General features: G+C 53.4%; 16 protein-coding genes and 1 other RNA gene. 14 read left to right on the forward strand and 3 right to left on the reverse strand.

Annotated elements, in window-relative coordinates; genetic code table 11:
• Nucleotides 1-1,140: ABC transporter substrate-binding protein (locus H6F80_RS11050; RefSeq protein WP_190791607.1), on the reverse strand; the 1,140-nt coding region annotated here is incomplete at its 3' end.
• Nucleotides 1,141-1,330: 190 nt separating this feature from the next.
• On the reverse strand, nt 1,331-2,977 hold the full coding sequence (gene pyrG / locus H6F80_RS11055; protein ID WP_190791608.1) for a CTP synthase: 1,647 nt from the start codon (nt 2,975-2,977) through the stop codon (nt 1,331-1,333).
• Nucleotides 2,978-3,270: 293 nt separating this feature from the next.
• On the opposite strand from pyrG, the gene H6F80_RS11060 reads away from it, so the two are divergent.
• The 5 genes from H6F80_RS11060 to rnc all read left to right on the forward strand — a co-directional run bounded on the left by H6F80_RS11060 (nt 3,271) and on the right by rnc (nt 7,612).
• Nucleotides 3,271-5,115, forward strand: coding sequence for a PPC domain-containing protein (locus H6F80_RS11060; RefSeq protein WP_190791609.1), 1,845 nt, complete (start codon nt 3,271-3,273; stop codon nt 5,113-5,115).
• A gap of 130 nt (nt 5,116-5,245) precedes the next feature.
• The gene (locus H6F80_RS11065; protein WP_199296508.1) at nt 5,246-5,716 is read left to right on the forward strand and encodes a nitrate reductase associated protein; all 471 of its coding nucleotides are present in this window, start codon (nt 5,246-5,248) and stop codon (nt 5,714-5,716) included.
• Nucleotides 5,713-6,405, forward strand: coding sequence for a hypothetical protein (locus tag H6F80_RS11070; RefSeq protein WP_190791610.1), 693 nt, complete (start codon nt 5,713-5,715; stop codon nt 6,403-6,405). The genes H6F80_RS11065 and H6F80_RS11070 overlap by 4 nt, the downstream gene beginning before the upstream one ends.
• A gap of 48 nt (nt 6,406-6,453) precedes the next feature.
• Nucleotides 6,454-6,853: RNase P RNA component class A (rnpB, locus tag H6F80_RS11075), an RNA gene on the forward strand.
• A gap of 30 nt (nt 6,854-6,883) precedes the next feature.
• Nucleotides 6,884-7,612 (forward strand): ribonuclease III, encoded by a 729-nt coding sequence (gene rnc / locus H6F80_RS11080; RefSeq protein ID WP_190791611.1) that lies wholly within the window; start codon nt 6,884-6,886, stop codon nt 7,610-7,612.
• Between the two features lie 55 nt (nt 7,613-7,667).
• Here the strand turns inward: rnc and H6F80_RS11085 are convergent, their stop codons facing one another.
• The gene (locus tag H6F80_RS11085; protein WP_190791612.1) at nt 7,668-8,138 is read right to left on the reverse strand and encodes a hypothetical protein; all 471 of its coding nucleotides are present in this window, start codon (nt 8,136-8,138) and stop codon (nt 7,668-7,670) included.
• 295 nt (nt 8,139-8,433) lie between these two features.
• Between H6F80_RS11085 and hetZ the strand changes: the two genes are divergently transcribed.
• The 9 genes from hetZ to H6F80_RS11130 all read left to right on the forward strand — a co-directional run.
• The gene (gene hetZ / locus H6F80_RS11090; RefSeq protein WP_190791613.1) at nt 8,434-9,639 is read left to right on the forward strand and encodes a heterocyst differentiation protein HetZ; all 1,206 of its coding nucleotides are present in this window, start codon (nt 8,434-8,436) and stop codon (nt 9,637-9,639) included.
• Nucleotides 9,632-10,777, forward strand: coding sequence for a hypothetical protein (locus tag H6F80_RS11095; protein ID WP_190791614.1), 1,146 nt, complete (start codon nt 9,632-9,634; stop codon nt 10,775-10,777). The genes hetZ and H6F80_RS11095 overlap by 8 nt, the downstream gene beginning before the upstream one ends.
• Nucleotides 10,778-10,898: 121 nt before the next feature.
• On the forward strand, nt 10,899-13,217 hold the full coding sequence (locus H6F80_RS11100) for a transglutaminase TgpA family protein (protein ID WP_190791615.1): 2,319 nt from the start codon (nt 10,899-10,901) through the stop codon (nt 13,215-13,217).
• 17 nt (nt 13,218-13,234) lie between these two features.
• Nucleotides 13,235-13,501 carry a hypothetical protein gene (locus tag H6F80_RS11105; protein ID WP_190791616.1) on the forward strand — a complete coding sequence of 89 codons (267 nt, stop codon included), beginning with the start codon at nt 13,235-13,237 and terminating at the stop codon, nt 13,499-13,501.
• Between the two features lie 3 nt (nt 13,502-13,504).
• The gene (locus tag H6F80_RS11110; RefSeq protein WP_190791617.1) at nt 13,505-13,720 is read left to right on the forward strand and encodes a DUF3285 domain-containing protein; all 216 of its coding nucleotides are present in this window, start codon (nt 13,505-13,507) and stop codon (nt 13,718-13,720) included.
• Nucleotides 13,721-13,729: 9 nt separating this feature from the next.
• Entirely contained in the window at nt 13,730-14,320 is a 591-nt protein-coding gene (ybeY, locus tag H6F80_RS11115; protein ID WP_242067291.1) for an rRNA maturation RNase YbeY, read from the forward strand.
• A gap of 174 nt (nt 14,321-14,494) precedes the next feature.
• A complete protein-coding gene (locus tag H6F80_RS11120; RefSeq protein ID WP_190791618.1) occupies nt 14,495-14,968 on the forward strand; it encodes a diacylglycerol kinase family protein in 474 nt (157 codons plus the stop codon).
• Between the two features lie 39 nt (nt 14,969-15,007).
• The gene (locus H6F80_RS11125; RefSeq protein WP_190791619.1) at nt 15,008-15,616 is read left to right on the forward strand and encodes an anthranilate synthase component II; all 609 of its coding nucleotides are present in this window, start codon (nt 15,008-15,010) and stop codon (nt 15,614-15,616) included.
• Nucleotides 15,617-15,735: 119 nt separating this feature from the next.
• On the forward strand, nt 15,736-16,306 hold a 571-nt coding region (locus H6F80_RS11130), incomplete at its 3' end, for an MBL fold metallo-hydrolase (RefSeq protein WP_190791620.1).

A 16,306-nucleotide genomic window follows, 5' to 3' on the forward strand; every position in this document is an offset into this window, starting at 1 on the left:
CAACGCATCAGACAAGCGGCTGTAGCCGGGAAAGATCGGGCGCGATTGTCCATGTTGTGCCTGGTCGAGGAATACCTGCATGACGGGCTGCTGGGCAATAAAGTTCTGGTAGGGCTTGCTTTGGCGGGAGGCAAGATTCACGGGCAGATAGCCTGTTTCGATCGCCCATTCGGTCTGAAACGATTCGCTAAGGACGTATTCCAGGAACGTGAGGGCAGCCTGTTCTTCGGCGGGGGTCGTTTTGAACAAGAACAGGTTTTCGCCACCGATGCTGGTTGCAGGGGTGGTTTGGGCTGGAATAGGCATCACGTCAAAATCCACACCGCTTTGCTGGAGGGGTCGGAGCGTCCAGGGTCCGGTAAGCTGCATCGCGACTTTGCCAGACAAAAACGCTTCTAGCTCATAGCCCCGTTCGGGGGGTGACAAAATGGCAGTGCGATCGTCCAGTAAATCTCGCCAGAACTGGAGAGCCTGAATTGCAGCAGGACTTGCCAGGGAGTCAAGCTGAATTTCGCCGCCTGCGCTCCAGAGAAAAGGGAGCCACATAAACACCGTCCATTCGCCTTTGCCCAGAGGCAGCAGCATTCCATATTTTCCCTTTGTCGGATCGGTCAGCCTTTGGGCAACCTGACGTAGTTCGGTCCAGGTGTGAGGCAGTTCGGTGATTCCAGCGGCGGCAAACAGGCTGGGACGGTAGAAAATGCCGATGTTATTGGTGCTAAAGGGAATTGACCACAGATGATCTTCCCATTCCATCGACGATCGCAGGGCTAGATCAACTGCCGCTTTACCTGAAAAGCTCGACCACCAAGGGTCTAATGGCGCGATCGCCCCTAGCTCAATTAACTGTCCCGTTAGAGTAGGCGCGTACCACAAGAGATTAGGCGGCGCATTGCCCACCACCGCAGCCAGAATTTTGGGAATCTGCTGGTCGCCCTGTCCCACATAAAGCGATTCCACCTGGATAGCAGGATGGACTTCGTTAAAGCGATCGACTAACTTTTGCAGCACTTCCCGATTTTCCGGCGGATTCACTCCATGCCAGAGCGTCAGATGAATTGCACCATCCGAAACGGCAGGCTGGCAACCCAGCAGTAGGCTACAGAAGCAAACAATTAGCAGCCGATATAGCAGTCGCATTTTGCAGCCTGTGTAATATTACCCGCGTAGGAATACAGGGGTACATTTTTTTTAGATGAAGGGTATCGCCCCTCTTGTGCCCCTCTCGATCGCTTGCCATGATATTTCCAGTGACGATTTTCAGGAACTCCAGCCCTCAGCACCAGTGTTTGGGGGTTTTTATTGTTTCTTCTTATTGTTTCTAATGATGCTAGCTCGTCATTTCCATGCTCAGGGATTCTACGCGATCGATCGACGGCTTCAATAGATCCAATGCTGCCTGCACCAAGCCCTGAAACAACGGGTGAGGTTGGCTGGGGCGCGACTGAAACTCTGGGTGAAACTGAGTGGCAACAAAGAACGGATGCCCCGGTAACTCCACAATTTCCACTAAGCGACCATCGGGCGACGTACCGCTCACCTGATAGCCCGACTCCAGGAACAGCGTCCGATAGGTGTTGTTAAACTCGTAGCGATGCCGATGCCGCTCGTACACCACCTCCTGCCCATAGAGTTTGGCGGTCAGGGTGTTTGGCGTGATTCGGCAGGGGTAAAGTCCTAGACGCATCGTACCGCCTAAGTCCACCACGTCCTGCTGTTCGGGCAGCAAGTTGATGATGGGATTCTGGCAGTTGGCATCAAACTCTGCACTGTTAGCGTCACTCAGCTTTGCCACATGCCGCGCCCACTCTATCACCGAACACTGCATTCCCAAGCAAAGACCAAGGAACGGAAGCTTGTGTTCACGAGCGTACTGAATCGCCGTAATTTTGCCGTCGATGCCGCGAGAGCCAAACCCACCCGGAACCAAGATGCCCTGTACGCCGCCCAGCAAGCGATCGACTGAATTTTCATCGACTTCTTCAGAGTTAATCCAGCGCAGATTCAGGTCACCACCCAATGCCAATGCCGCATGACGCAGGGCTTCACTCACCGACAGGTAGGCATCGTTGAGCTGCACATATTTCCCGACGATCGCAATCTCAAACGGCTGCTTGGGATGATGAAGCCGATCGACCAGCGTTTGCCACTGGCGCAGATCCGGCCGACGCTGCTCTAGCTGGAGGATATCAATCGCCTGCTGGGCCAAACCTTCCCGTTCCAGAATTAGAGGCACTTCATAAATGCTGCTGGCATCCGGGGACGTAATCACGCACTCCACAGGCACATCGCAGAACTCAGACATCTTTTCCTTCAATCCCTTCGGCAAGGGACGATCGCAGCGACACACTAGAATATCGGGCTGTATCCCAATCGATCGCAGTTCCTTGACCGAATGCTGAGTCGGCTTGGTTTTCATCTCACCCGCTGACGGAATCCAGGGAACCAGCGTCACATGAATATAGAGAATATTTTTGCGCCCCACTTCTTTACGAAGCTGCCGGATGGCCTCCAAAAAGGGCAGCGACTCAATATCGCCGACCGTGCCGCCGATTTCTGTGATGACTACATCAGGATTTGTATCGTTGGCAACGCGCATCACTCGCTCTTTAATCTCGTTGGTGATGTGGGGAATCACCTGCACCGTGCCGCCATTGTAGTCACCGCGCCGCTCTTTGTTGATGACTGCCTGATAGATCGAACCGGTGGTCACGCTGTTGAGCCGCGACATAGAGGTATCGGTAAATCGCTCGTAGTGTCCCAGATCCAGGTCGGTTTCTGCGCCGTCTCGCGTCACAAACACTTCACCGTGCTGAAATGGGCTCATCGTGCCGGGGTCTACGTTGATATAGGGATCAAGCTTCAAAATCGACACCGAGTAGTCGCGTGACTTCAAGAGGCGTCCCAGACTCGCCGCCACAATGCCTTTGCCGATGCTCGAAACGACTCCGCCCGTTACAAATACAAATTTCGTCATAGGTCTGCTGAATTACCGCCTGTTAAAGCCTTGCTGCTGAAGCTGATCGCCATGCATAACCCATACATTTTGGCATAGGGCATTGATTTAGGGTCAGCGAATTCTTTCTCAATCGAAACCATCCCCGATCGAAACTATCCCCGATCGAGATTTACTCTGAGCGGAACTCTCTGCTCGATCGCCAGTCATTACTTTCAAACCGCAGACTTGCTTTCCTAAGAGCGAAATCTTTGAGATTTCCGGGCTGGTGAAAGCGAGGTGCTGCTTGCTGCTTAGGTAATTCAGAGAAAGATATGCGATCGAATTTTGCTGCTCAACCTTCCCGGCTGCGCGAAGGGTCTTTGTCGTCTCGTTTATCGTCTGCTGCGGTACTGGCTCAGGATGCGCTTCATTCGGAATCTTTGCGATTGGCTCACCGAACCCAGTCACGATCGAGCAATGGCTTTCGATTTATTCGGCTGGGTGGACTGGAAAGCGGACTGAATATTGAGCCTGTGGATACTTCCCGCCGTAATGGTTTACCCGCTTCGGTTGGAACTGCAACCAGCAATGCAGCAAATTTAGGAAACTTGAGCGGCAATACGCAATTTAAATGGTCGGATGCTGTGGGCGGCAGCAGCAAAAATCGCTTCTTTCGGTTTGACCTGTCGCGCAGCAGCCAGATTAAGTTAGAGCTGGGTCAGCTTTCGGGCAATGCTGATCTAAGGCTGCTTAATATTGACAGTAAAGAACTGGGTCGATCGCTGCGGGCAAATCTCAGCAGTGAGTCGATCAATCAGCGTCTCAGTGCCGGGACCTATTACATCCAGGTGTCCACTGATGGAAATACCAGCGTCAACTACTCGCTCAATCTGAACGGCAAAGGCAGCACTGCAGACGGTGGCGACGCAATGAGAACGGCTCTGGATGCGGGCAACCTCAACCAGATGAAACGCACCTATCGCAACCGCATTTCGAGCTTTGATGCAGTAGATATGTATCGCGTGAATATCACAGAAACAGCAAGGGTGAATTTCACGCTGAATCGTCTGAGTAATGATGCTGATATCCTATTGCTGAATGCAGCCGGAGATGAAATTGCAGAATCAAGCCGACACGGACGTACCAACGAATCCATCCGGCAACAGCTTAGTGCTGGAACCTATTACGTTAAAGTGAATGCGTTTGATGAAGGACTGACGCGCTATTCGCTAGGAATGTCTACTGAAGTCGTGGCAAGCTCTGGAAATGGCAGTGGAGGGGATTTTGCAAACGGTTCCGGCAGTAATTCTGGCAATGGCTCCAGTAACAGCTCTGTAACTGGAAGTTTAAGCGGTGCAGAAACGATCGCTTCCCCCATCTTTTCCCGCAGTGACCAGGTTTCCGCAACCGACCGCGATGACTTATTTCAGTTCAACCTGACCCAGGCGGGCATCTTTTCCGCAGACTTAACCGGAGCCGCCAATCAAACAGGAATGCGCCTGATCCGCGATGCCAACAACAATGGGACGATCGATGCTGGGGAGGTGCTTTCGACCAAAACCAATTTATCTGCGAGCGTGAGACGCTATCTCGATCGCGGAACTTATTTCTTGCAGGTCGCAGGCGATGGTGCTCAAACTATTAATTACAGCCTGAAAACTAACTTCAACGCTGCCGGAAACAGCGAGTCCGTTGTGCGAATTAACCGCACCAGCAAAACCAGCGCAAACGGCTTGGTCGAACTTCAGGTGGCTTTGACGCGAAACGGGGCGATCGTCGATCAACTGCCTGCGATTTCTGGCGTAGGCAGCCGACAGGCATTCCGCACAGGGGAACTCAGTAAATCTGGCTCAATGGAACCGCTGCCCGAAGGCTATTGGTCGCTCGGTGTTGTGGAGTGGGCAAGCGGCACCAAAGGCGACTACACGCGCAGTTGGGCAGATCCAAACGACGGCTTGGGTCCAGTCTGGATCACGATGAATCCTTTGTTTACTACAGAACGCACTGGCATAGGCTTCCACCTCGACAACAACGCCCCCGTCGGAATGCCCGGAACGGCAGGCTGTATCGGCATTCTCAACAAAACCGATCTTGCTAAACTGGTGAGCTGGTTTGACGATAGCAAAGCCCCGAAACTGGCGATCGTCGATTGGAACTTGGGCACGGTCGAGGTTTGAGGGAACGAGGAAATGAGTTGAGGGGTGGATGAGCAAATGAGCGGAGTGTCAGAAGCCCCTTGATTTAGCGGGGGGAGTACGTCAAACTTACCTGTCATCCCCCTTCATTCCCCTCTTCATGCTCTGCGCCATGCCCGACTCTATATCCGACTTTTTCCAGTTTGAGTCTGATTTTGTCGATTCGCTGCGCTGCATTCCCATGTGTGTGCGCTACAAGCTTGATACCTGCGGGGTGAAATTGAAGCTGCCCCACTGGAATCAGCTCTCCCAGACCGATCGCCAAACACTGGTCGAATTGCCCTGCGAAACCCCCACAGAAATTCAGACCTATCGGTCGCATCTCCAGCAGATGGTTCAGGCGCACTCCGGCGAAACCCCTTCGGATCTGGCGATCGATCCCCATCCCGACTGGCAAAATGTGACGCAAATTCCCGAAAGTGTGAAAGCTCAAGGTGAGTCTGTGGGAGTGCTGCTCGCCCCAGAACAATGGGCAAGTTTAACGCCGCTCCAGCGATTTGCCCTGATTAAGCTCAGTCGATCGCAGCACGAAAATAAAAACTTTTTGCCCGCCCTGCGCGAATTTCACCTGGCTTCGTCATGAACCAGACCGATCTGATTATTTTGGCGGTTTATCTAATTAGCATCGCCTATGTGATTTACAGGGCGATCGACTCGCTGGAAGAGCAAACGATCATCCTGTTCGATAAAGCAGCTTTAGCCCAGGAGCTCAGCGAACAGCGAATTGCTGATACACCGCTCAGCCAGTTTCTCGACATCAACTTTAGCTTCAAAGGTCGCTATAACTTTTCAGATCAACCCGCCACCGTGACAGGCATTATTCAAAATAAGTCTGCTACAGCAACGATCGCGATCGACTGGGACAGCAGCTCCATGACAAATTTTGCAGGAAAAGTCCGGCGCGTCATTCACCTCATTCCTGACCTCACGCCCGATAGCCTCTCTGAACCGCAAATTAAAAGCACGATTCCCCCCGGTCGCAGTCTGCAAGCCGTTCTCACACCCGAAGATCTGGTAAAACCCAATGACGATCGCACAACGCTGGTGGCAAAGGGGGCGATCATCGATCTGGCGCAGGTCGAGAAAGCAAATGCCGGACAGTTTGCCCTATTTAGTGAACGCCAAGCCTCACTCAAATTCACAGCGCGGCTATTGTTTCAAATTGTTAACATTGCCGACGGGGCGAAGCGCGAATATTGGGCTTATGTGCCCTGCCAATTCATTATTGAAAAAGCGTCGCTGATGGAATATTTTCCCTGGCTCCCCGACTAACCTATCCCAGTGACAAGCCACAACAAGTAATAGACTGGAATCAAGGGAAGAGGAGGCGAGGCAGTTGCGGGCATTTTGCCTGAGGAAAGTCCGGGCTTCCGAAAGACCAGACTTGCTGGGTAACGCCCAGTGCGCGCAAGCGTGAGGAGAGTGCCACAGAAACATACCGCCAGGACAGTTTAGAACTCAAAATTCTGGATTATTCCTGGTAAGGGTGCAAAGGTGCGGTAAGAGCGCACCAGCAACGTCGAGAGGCGTTGGCTCGGTAAACCCCGGTCGGAAGCAAGGTTGAAGGAGCAAGGGTTGGTCTTTTTCCCGCTCCGGGTAGCGTTCTTGGACGCTGCGAAATCCGCTAGAGGTGTCTGGTAACAGGCATCCCAGATAGATAACTGCTCCTTGGGGCGAATCGTTCCAAGAGACAGAACCCGGCTTATGACCGCCTCTTCCCGATTAATTTTGAAAAAACTGCCTCGGTGCGATGCTTGCTGACCCCCGCCGCCAGAAACAGCTTCAGCAGCTTATTCTCAAACTCGGACTACCCGCAGAGAGTCCCGTCAATTGGGTACTGCTCGATCTGGCCCTTACCGATCCGACTGCTTCTGCCACAGCAAACTATGAGCGGCTGGAGTTTGTAGGCGACGCGGTGGTGAAACTGGCAGCAGGCGAGTTTTTGTACAGGCAATATCCTGACGTTTCCGAAGGCGAACTGTCTGCCATTCGCAGCATTCTAGTGAGCGATCGTCTGCTTGCCCAGATTGCCAAAAGCTACGGGATCGATCGCTATCTGATCCTTTCCCACAGTGCCTCGATCGATCGCATCGGACTGGATACCCGCTTGGCGGCTGCCCTGGAAGCAATTCTTGCCGCCCTGTATCTCAGCACCCAGAATTTGAGTTTGATTCATCCCTGGCTGGACAGCCATCTCCATCAGCTTGGGGAAGTGATTCGCAGCGACCCTGCCCTGCACAACTATAAAGGGGCACTGCAAACCATGACCCAAAGCCAGCATCAGGGCTTACCGGAGTATCGCGTGACGGAGCTAAACCCGGTGCATGGCGACAGCGAGCGATTCGCCGCCGAAGTCTGGATCAACGGTCAATGCTGGGGGCAAGGTCGCGGACAATCCAAAAAGACGGCAGAACAGGCGGCAGCCCAGGAAGCATTTTTTGCCCTCCAGACTCACCTCAGCTCCAATCCTTCTGGGTGATTCCACGCACTGCTTTAATCGAAACTTTATTGCCCTGTGTGAAATTACGCTAGATTCACGCGATGTCGGGTGGTATGTTAGCACCTCTTAGACTCTGTAGGTGCTGTTCAATTAAAATTTGAAGATTTTGTCTGCTTAACTCCATTCCAGATTGCAGATTTGCTGAAGTCTCAAAAAAGACGATGCTATCGATCGGCTTCATTGCTAGCATCTGGAATAGCAAATGAATCACTGGAATCGGTAAAGCAACGAGCTGCGGATCATGGAGTGTACTGGTGTTGGCTTTAGCAGCCTCCAGGCTGGGAAAAGCATATACGACCGTCTTGGTCACTTCTGGCTGAGTCTGGTCGGCAATGGTTATCGTGAGCCACTCCTGCTCAAGGTTCTGTAAAATATAATACTGAGGGTGCTTTAACCGTTCGGCGATGGCTTTCAGGACAGGTGCAACATAATTTACATCGGTTGGCTCTGCTCCATAGCGAGGAGCTTCATCAATTAGTACCTGAATCTGTTCGTCAAGCTTCATACTGGATCGGGGTGTAGCAATCTTATTGAAGGGTGTCCTCCCAGTCTAGACCGCTCTACCACAAGGCGACACAATCAGGCGACGCAACTACCGCATTCTTCCAAGCGGCAAGACAATATCCGGGAGACCCCAATAAAAAGCTCGAAACGAAAAGCTCGAAACGAAAATTTCAAGCTCGGCTTTAAGACCTTATTATCTTGTCCATCAGGGCTGATTCCTGGCAGTTAGGAGTTTTGTATGCTCCCAAAACTGCCTTGGAAACGGATACCTGTTTATCGCATCTCATTACTGCCTTATGCACAAGCTTCAGTGTGCGAACGTTGTGTCGATCTTCCAGCGGGAAAAGCCTAGTAGTTGTGTGGAAGCAATCTTTAAGATTCTGTTCCAGGAACTTCAGCAGTCAACTCGATCGCCCGCAGCTCAATGTCGAGCAGTTGCCGATCGGCTGACCGAAGAAGTTTCCCGCATCTGCTCAGAAAGCCAGCGGATTCAGGCGTCGGGTGAAGTCGAAACCTGGTCTACCACACTGGCAAAGCATCGCCTGAAACAGTGTCTCAAATACTATGACTTGGGGTCACACCGGGGCAGGATCGAGTTACACAGCACGTTGAGCGCGGTAGTTTACCGCTACATCACCCCCCCTCAGGTACAGTCCAGCTATCAGGCACGTCTGACCCTGATCGAAGACTTTTTGCAGGGATTTTATATCGAATCGCTGAATGCCTTCCGGCGCGAAAACCAGTTACCTGCCACCTATCGTCCCCGCACCTTGCTGGAGTTGGCAGAGTATATGGCTTTCACAGAACGGTACGGCAAACGTCGCATTCCCCTTCCAGGTCGCCGCAGCCAGCAGCTCATTATTCTGCGAGCACAAACTTTCTCGCAGCAGCAGCCGCCTGAAACAATGGTGGACATGGAGCAAGCAGCCGAGGGCACGCTCAACGAAAGCGATACTTCGCGCAGCACCGTTTCCATGCCTCAGGTCAGGGAACAAATGGTGGCGCAAGAGCCAGAATTGCAGGAAGATACGCTGCGAAATACGGTGATCGCCGAGCTGATGAATTACCTAGAGGAGCGACAGCAGCAAGACTGCGCCGACTATTTCGCGCTGCGGCTAAAAGATTTACCCACCAGTGAGATCGAGGCGATTTTGGGACTTACTGCCCGTCAGCGAGACTATTTGCAGCAGCGATTTAAATATCACCTGATTCGCTTTGCGCTGTCCCACCAGTGGGAACTTGTGCATCAATGGCTGGAAGCCGACCTGGAGCGCAATTTCGGGCTAACGCCGCAGCAGTGGCAGCAGTTTGCTGATCGCCTCACGCCCCGCCAGCAGGAACTCCTGAGCCGTAAGCAGGCAGGCATGGCAGACGCGTCGATCGCCCAGGCTCTCAGCATTACCCCGACCCAACTGCAAAAACAATGGTCTAAATTACTTGAACAAGCCTGGGAAATTCGCAACAATTTAATATCCGGAGCAGGGACTTCTACCAATGAATAATGAAGCAGAAGCCATACAGCAGTTCGTTGTGTGGCTGTTGCAAACACTAGACCCGGCAAGTGGTGCGCCATCAGGGGATTGGAATCAGGCAGCGGAGCCTGAACAAACCGGGTCAGTGAACCTGCAATTTTCTGCTGAGCCACTCAGTTCTGCTGGCGCGGAGGGCATTCTGAGGAATGCTAATGACCCCAGCGATCGAATCGATCGAACAGGTCAACCGACTTCCAACCCAGAGAACACGAGTATGCCGCTTGATGAGGACCCTTCGCAACTTGCATTCGGAGACATACCTGCTGTGCAACATCGTTTTCACGCGCTGCTGAAGAACAAGCTCAAAACAGAAATTGAGCGCAATCCGCCGCGATTCCCCTGGGAAACTGAGCAGCACGATTACCACTACGACTCTCCATACGATTCTGAATCCTACGCCTACCCTGACGCTGAGCAGCCTCACACGGGAGAGCGATTAAGCTTCCCTGTTCAAGAACCTGTCCCGATCTGGGCTGCTCACCTCAAGACACTCAATTTGCCGATCGCCCTACCCGACTCGGTGCTGCAATCCTTGTTTGAGCAGTGCTGCCATTTAATGCAGTCTTCTCTCCGTGAAGGGCGGCGACTCGTCCAGGCAGTCGAATCGCTGTTTCCCGAAGAAGGAGCAGTGCTGAATGAGCTGGCAGGGATGGTTCTCGCTTCCCCAGTTCGGGGCGGAACCTCGACTGAGCCAAAGCCAGCGATCGCCAACCCAGGCTTTCTCACCGATTACAATCAGGCATCTCGTCCGCAGCAAATGGTGCTGTCGCTGCTAGCAGCCCGCGAGATGTTTGAGGCAATGACGCTCACGCTTTCGCCCCGTGCCGCTATTCGTCGCTCCTGGCTGACCGATGCAGGAGCAATCATGCTGGAGGTGCAGTACCATCCAGAATCCGGTACGGTGCGAATCGATGCCCAGCTTCCCACAGGTGGCACGGTGCGGTTTCAGCAAGCCGCCCTTGAATCGATCGCTTCCTGCACGCAGGCGGGCAATTTGAGCGTTAGTCTCAGCCCGATCTGCATAGAGCAGTCTATGACGCTCACGATTGAGTTAGCAAAATCCGATGCGCCGCTGGTGTTTGCCGTGCGTTTGCCGCTTGAGCCATAGTTCCAATGGCATTACAGTTCGGGTTCTGAAAGTTTGCGGAATCTACCGAATTTTGTTGATCGCTCTCCCGTTCCATGGGCAGGTCTGGTTAGCATAGAAGCGAAAATTGCGATCGCGGTTTATGTCTTCTCCTGCCCGGAAATCTCAAGCCTCTCTCAATCCGATTCTGAAGCTGCCGCTGCTCCGTCAGATTTGGCAGCGGATCGAGTCTCAGCCTTTACCGGAACCAGAAGATTCAATTCCGCTGCGGGTGCTGATCCAGGGGCTTGTTACGGTGGGTATTGTGGCGATCGATGTGGCTGCTGCAGACAGTACCGATGCTCAGGGTTTGAGCCTGTGGGCAGTTCCGGTCAGTGTGGTGGGAGCGGTTTGGAGCCACTATCACCGCCGAAAACGCAATATTCCGGTGAAGTTTTGTATTGCGATCGGGATGCTGGTGGCTCTAGCGATCTTTTTTATGCGGATCTGGGTGGAGCGCAACGATACGCGGATCGCGCTGGCAACGCTGCTGATTCATCTCCAGGTGTTTCACAGCTTTGATACGCCCCGTCGGAAGGATTTGGGCTATTCAGCAGTGATCGGACTGATTTTGATTGGGGTCGCGGCAACCCTGAGCCAAACGCTGGCATTTGCGCCTGTGCTGCTGCTGTTTCTGGGGCTGGCGGTTCCGGTGCTGATCCTCAACTATCGATCGCAAATCGGCTTGGTAACTCCCACGCTGAATCGAGTTCGGGCGGATCTGGCTCCAAAACGCATGGGATGGGTGCTGCTGGCAGTACTGGGTTTGGGACTGGGAATTTTTCTGTTGCTGCCGCGCTTTCCCGGCTATCAAATTCGCACATTTCCGGTGAGTGCGCCGATCTCGCTTCAAGAAGAGTTCAAGCAGAGCCAAATTATCAATTCCGGCTATGTGCAGCCCGGACGATCGCCAGAAGCAGGAGAAGAAAAAGGAAATAACGGGTCAGGCGGACTGGCTCCCACCGAAGGCGCAGGCACAGTTAACCCCCAGTCTTATTACGGCTTCAATTCCAAAATCAATCAAAATCTGCGCGGCATGATGCAGCCGCAGGTGGTAATGCGAATTCGATCGCAGGCTCCGGGCTTCTGGCGGGTGCTGGCGTTTGATCGCTATAGCGGGCAGGGCTGGGAAATTTCGCGCAATCAAGACGCAGACATCCAGCAGGTCGAGCGTCCGAGCTGGACGTTTCGTTTTAACTTGCCGTGGTCAGTGACGCTAAATCGGACTCGGGAAGTGGTGCAGTCCTACACGGTGGTTGCCGATCTGCCCAATTTGATTCCGGCACTGTATGAAGTGAAAGAACTGTACTTTCCGACCAATCAAGTTGCGATCGATCGAGAAAGTGGACTGCGATCGCCCGTTCCCTTATCTGAAGGGCTGACTTACACCGTTATTTCAGCCGTGCCTTATCGCGATCGAACTCGGCTGCAGTCGGCACCTGGGAACTATCCCGGCGAACTAGAAAACTATATGCAGCTCCCTGCGGCTGTAGCCAGGCAAATTCGTCAAAAAACAGAGGCAATTCTGGCACGATCGCCAAAACCCTTAACCGCTTCCTACGAAAAGACGCTGTTCCTGACGCAGTATCTCAAGCAAAACTACCGCATTCAGCCGGATTTGCCGTTTCTGGCGGATGGGGAAGATCTAGCAGAAGCCTTTTTATTCAAGTACGAGGGCGGCTATCCCGATCACTTTGCGACAACGCTAACAGTGATGCTGCGATCGATCGGCATTCCGGCTCGATTAGTGGTGGGCTTTTCTCCGGGAAAATTCAATCCCTTGACCGGATACTATGTGGTTCGCAACACCGATGCTCACGCCATGACCGAAGTGTATTTTCACAAATTCGGCTGGTTCAGCTTTGACCCGATTCCCGGACATCCGCTGGTTCCGCCATCGATCGAAGAATCCAGCGTGTTTGGCGTGTTGCAGCAGTTCTGGAACTGGATCGCCGGATGGCTACCTTCGCCGCTCACAGGCTGGCTCAACGGTGTTTTTGAATGGTTCATGAGAATTGCTGGATGGGCGATCGGCTGGATGATGGGACTATTTACGCAAGGCTGGCTTGGGTTATTGCTGGGTGCAGGACTCCTGACCGGACTTGGTTTTCTGGGTTGGCTACTCTGGCAGGGCTGGCAGCAGTGGCGATATCAACGCTGGCTCAAGCGTTTGCCGCCGATGGAAGCAATTTATCAGCAAATGCTGCGCTGGCTCGACCATCAGGGATTTCGCAAGCCGATCGCCCAAACGCCCCTAGAATATGCTCACGCCTGCCACAGCCGCTATTCGCTCGACCGGGCAAAAGCGATCGAAGAAATTACCGAGGCTTATGTGTGCTGGCGATACGGTGGAGAAACTCCTAATTTGCCTTATCTCAAGCAGTGTCTCCGACAGATGCAGCGTAAATTGGGGCGACCCTAATCCTCAAGCGATCGCTGATGTCGCCAAGTGACTCAAGCCAGCAAACCGGGTTTAACTCGTTCTCCCACGGCTCTGGTTTCAGCAGGTTTGACCGCAAAGCGATCGGCATGAAGCAGCGATCGTCGGTAAGCTATAATTCACGCAGGAAGCCACTTCCAGTAATAAAGCCTCTACTCGTAACGGATGACCCTATCTTCCGGTCTGCGAAGGAGCGACTAGCCTACCTGCAAAGCGGTAAGCAGCAACGAGACAATAAACCTGTCGATGCCGACAAAGCGGCTTGAGTTATGAATCAGCCTTCTGAAGTTAATGCCAGCGTTCATTCCCCCGCTAACACCGAAGATAGCGCGGCAGCAGTTCCGGCAATAAAGCCACAGCCAAGCTATGTGAAGCTGGCAATGCGAAACATGGTGCGAAAGCGGGGCACATCGATTTATCACTTTGCCCTGACAACGGTCGGCTTACTGACCGTGCTGGTCGGTCTTGCCTATCTAACGCGCTAGGAGTAGCGCATGACGGAAAATTTATCCAGCAGCTCCCCAGATGAAGCAGTTTTAGGAAGCATGGGAGGGGAGATGGCGATCGAAGTGAGCGTTCAGGATGCTTATTTTGACGATGAAACGGCTCCCATTGCCGAATTAACTTGGGAGAAATGGTTTTCGCAGTGGCTCAGTTGCCTCCAGGCAGATCTACCGCCCCGGTTTGCCTATGAGCTGAGCCTGCGCCTGACGGATGATGCCGAAATTCAGACCTTAAACGCGCAATATCGCCAGAAAGATCAGCCGACTGATGTACTGGCATTTGCTGCGCTGGAGGTAGACTATCCCCAATCAGAAGAGATGCAGGCAGCGATGCCGCTCTACCTTGGGGACATTATTATTTCAGTCGAGACGGCAGCCGCACAAGCACAAGAGCGAGGACATTCTCTTGCTTACGAATTGTCGTGGCTAGCCGCTCACGGGCTGTTGCATCTAGTAGGGTGGGATCACCCCGATGAGGAAAGCCTTCAGCAAATGCTCGACCAGCAGGACACTCTGCTTCAAAGGGTGCAGATTACCCCAGAGTGGCAGGGAAAAGCCCAGGAAAAAACAGCCCGATCGTGAAGATTTAGCTCAAGCCCAGTTGGGGGGATGCCATCCTGCAGCGAGATCGATTACCGTCAAACCATTCGCTCAGCCCATGCATAGGAAAACTTGTGGATATGCGTCCCTGATTACACTGCAAATGCTTCTTCTGACCTACGCTATTCTTGACACGCTCATTGCCCAGCCGCCTTTATGACTCAAAACCTATCTACCGAAGCTCCACCCCGTCAATCGGTGAAACCTTCCCCGAACCGATCGCTTTCCTGGCGGGTGGCATCCAACTTGTTTGTGAGTTTTCGCTATGCCTGGGCGGGCTTGAGCTATACCTTTCAAACGCAGCGCAACTTTCGGATTCACCTGGCAATGGGCACGGTCGCGCTCCTGCTCAGCATTCTCCTGGGTTTGAGCCGGGTTGAAATTGCAATCATTGGCTTGACGAGCGGTGTGGTGTTGACGATGGAGCTGCTGAATACAGCGATCGAATCCGTGGTAGATCTCACTGTCAGACAGACCTATCACGAACTCGCTAAGATTGCTAAAGACTGTGCGGCAGGTGCAGTTCTAGTTTCCGCGCTTGCGGCAGTCATTGTGGCAGGATCGCTGCTGTTGCCCCCGCTGCTGGAAGTGGTGCGATCGACCATCTCCCTCCCCGAATTCCCTAATTAATTTTCTAATTCCCTATTCCCCCTCGCTTCTCGATCTACCATGCTTCTTGTAATCGATAATTACGACAGCTTTACCTACAACCTGGTGCAGTATCTGGGAGAACTGGGGGCAGAACATCTGGTCGCCGCAGACATTCGGGTGTATCGCAACGACAAAATTTCCCTGGCAGAAATCGAGCAGCTTCAGCCAGACGGCATTGTGATTTCGCCGGGTCCGGGTCGCCCTGAAGACTCAGGCGTATCGCTAGAGGTGATTCGGGTTTTGGGTTCTAAGCTGCCTGTGCTGGGCGTGTGCCTGGGTCATCAGGGGATTGGCTATGTGCATCATGGCAAGATTACCGCTGCCCCGGAACTGATGCATGGCAAAACCTCCCCGGTCTATCACACGGGCGTTGGCGTGTTTGAGGGACTGGAGAATCCCTTTACCGCTACGCGCTACCACAGCCTGATTATCGATCGCACCACCTGCCCGCCAGAGCTAGAAATCACTGCATGGGTCGAAGACGGAACGATCATGGGAGTGCGCCATCGTGACTATCCTCATCTGCAAGGCGTGCAGTTTCACCCGGAAAGCGTGCTGACTGGATCGGGCAAGGCTCTGCTAAAGAATTTCCTCAAATCGATCGATCGGGTCGCGGTGGGGGTATAGCAATTCCGCTATCGCGGAAACTGGTTCACATCGGTTTCCGTCTGGGAGCTCGCTGTGGTTAAATGGCTTGCAGGGATTTGCCCGTCAGCAGCCCCAGCGCGTTTTGGAGTGAGGAATTTATGAAGCGACGACAGTTTATACAGTCTGCGGCTGCAGGGTTGGCGACGGCAGGGCTGGGGGCGATCGGGAAAGTTTCACCGGGGCTAGCTCAGGGGGCAGAGAGTTTATCGGTTCGGTGGCTGGGCCATAGCTGCTTTTTGTTCAGCGGGACCGGGCTGCGAATTCTGGTCAATCCATTTCGTCCGATCGGTTGTACGGCGGGCTACCGTGCTCCGCAAGTGGAGGCGGATCTGGTGCTGATTAGTAGCCGTCTGCTAGATGAAGGGGTCGTCGATGGGCTGCCCGGAAACCCGCGTGTGCTGTTTGAACCGGGCGTATTTGAGTTTCGCGGACTTCAGCTTCAGGGCATTCGGACACCGCACGATGATTTAGGCGGCAGACGCTTTGGCACGAACGTGGTGTGGCGATGGCGACAGGGCGGGGTAAATGTGCTGCACTTGGGCGGCGCGGCGGCTCCGATTACCACCGAGCAGCAAATTCTTATGGGTCGTCCCGATGTGGCAATGGTTCCGATCGGCAATGGTCCTAAAGTGTTTACCCCCGAAGAGGCGCAGGCGGCGATTCAGCGGC

The organism is Leptolyngbya sp. FACHB-711 (genome assembly GCF_014695615.1).
In the GTDB taxonomy this organism is placed as follows: domain Bacteria; phylum Cyanobacteriota; class Cyanobacteriia; order Elainellales; family Elainellaceae; genus Leptolyngbya_A.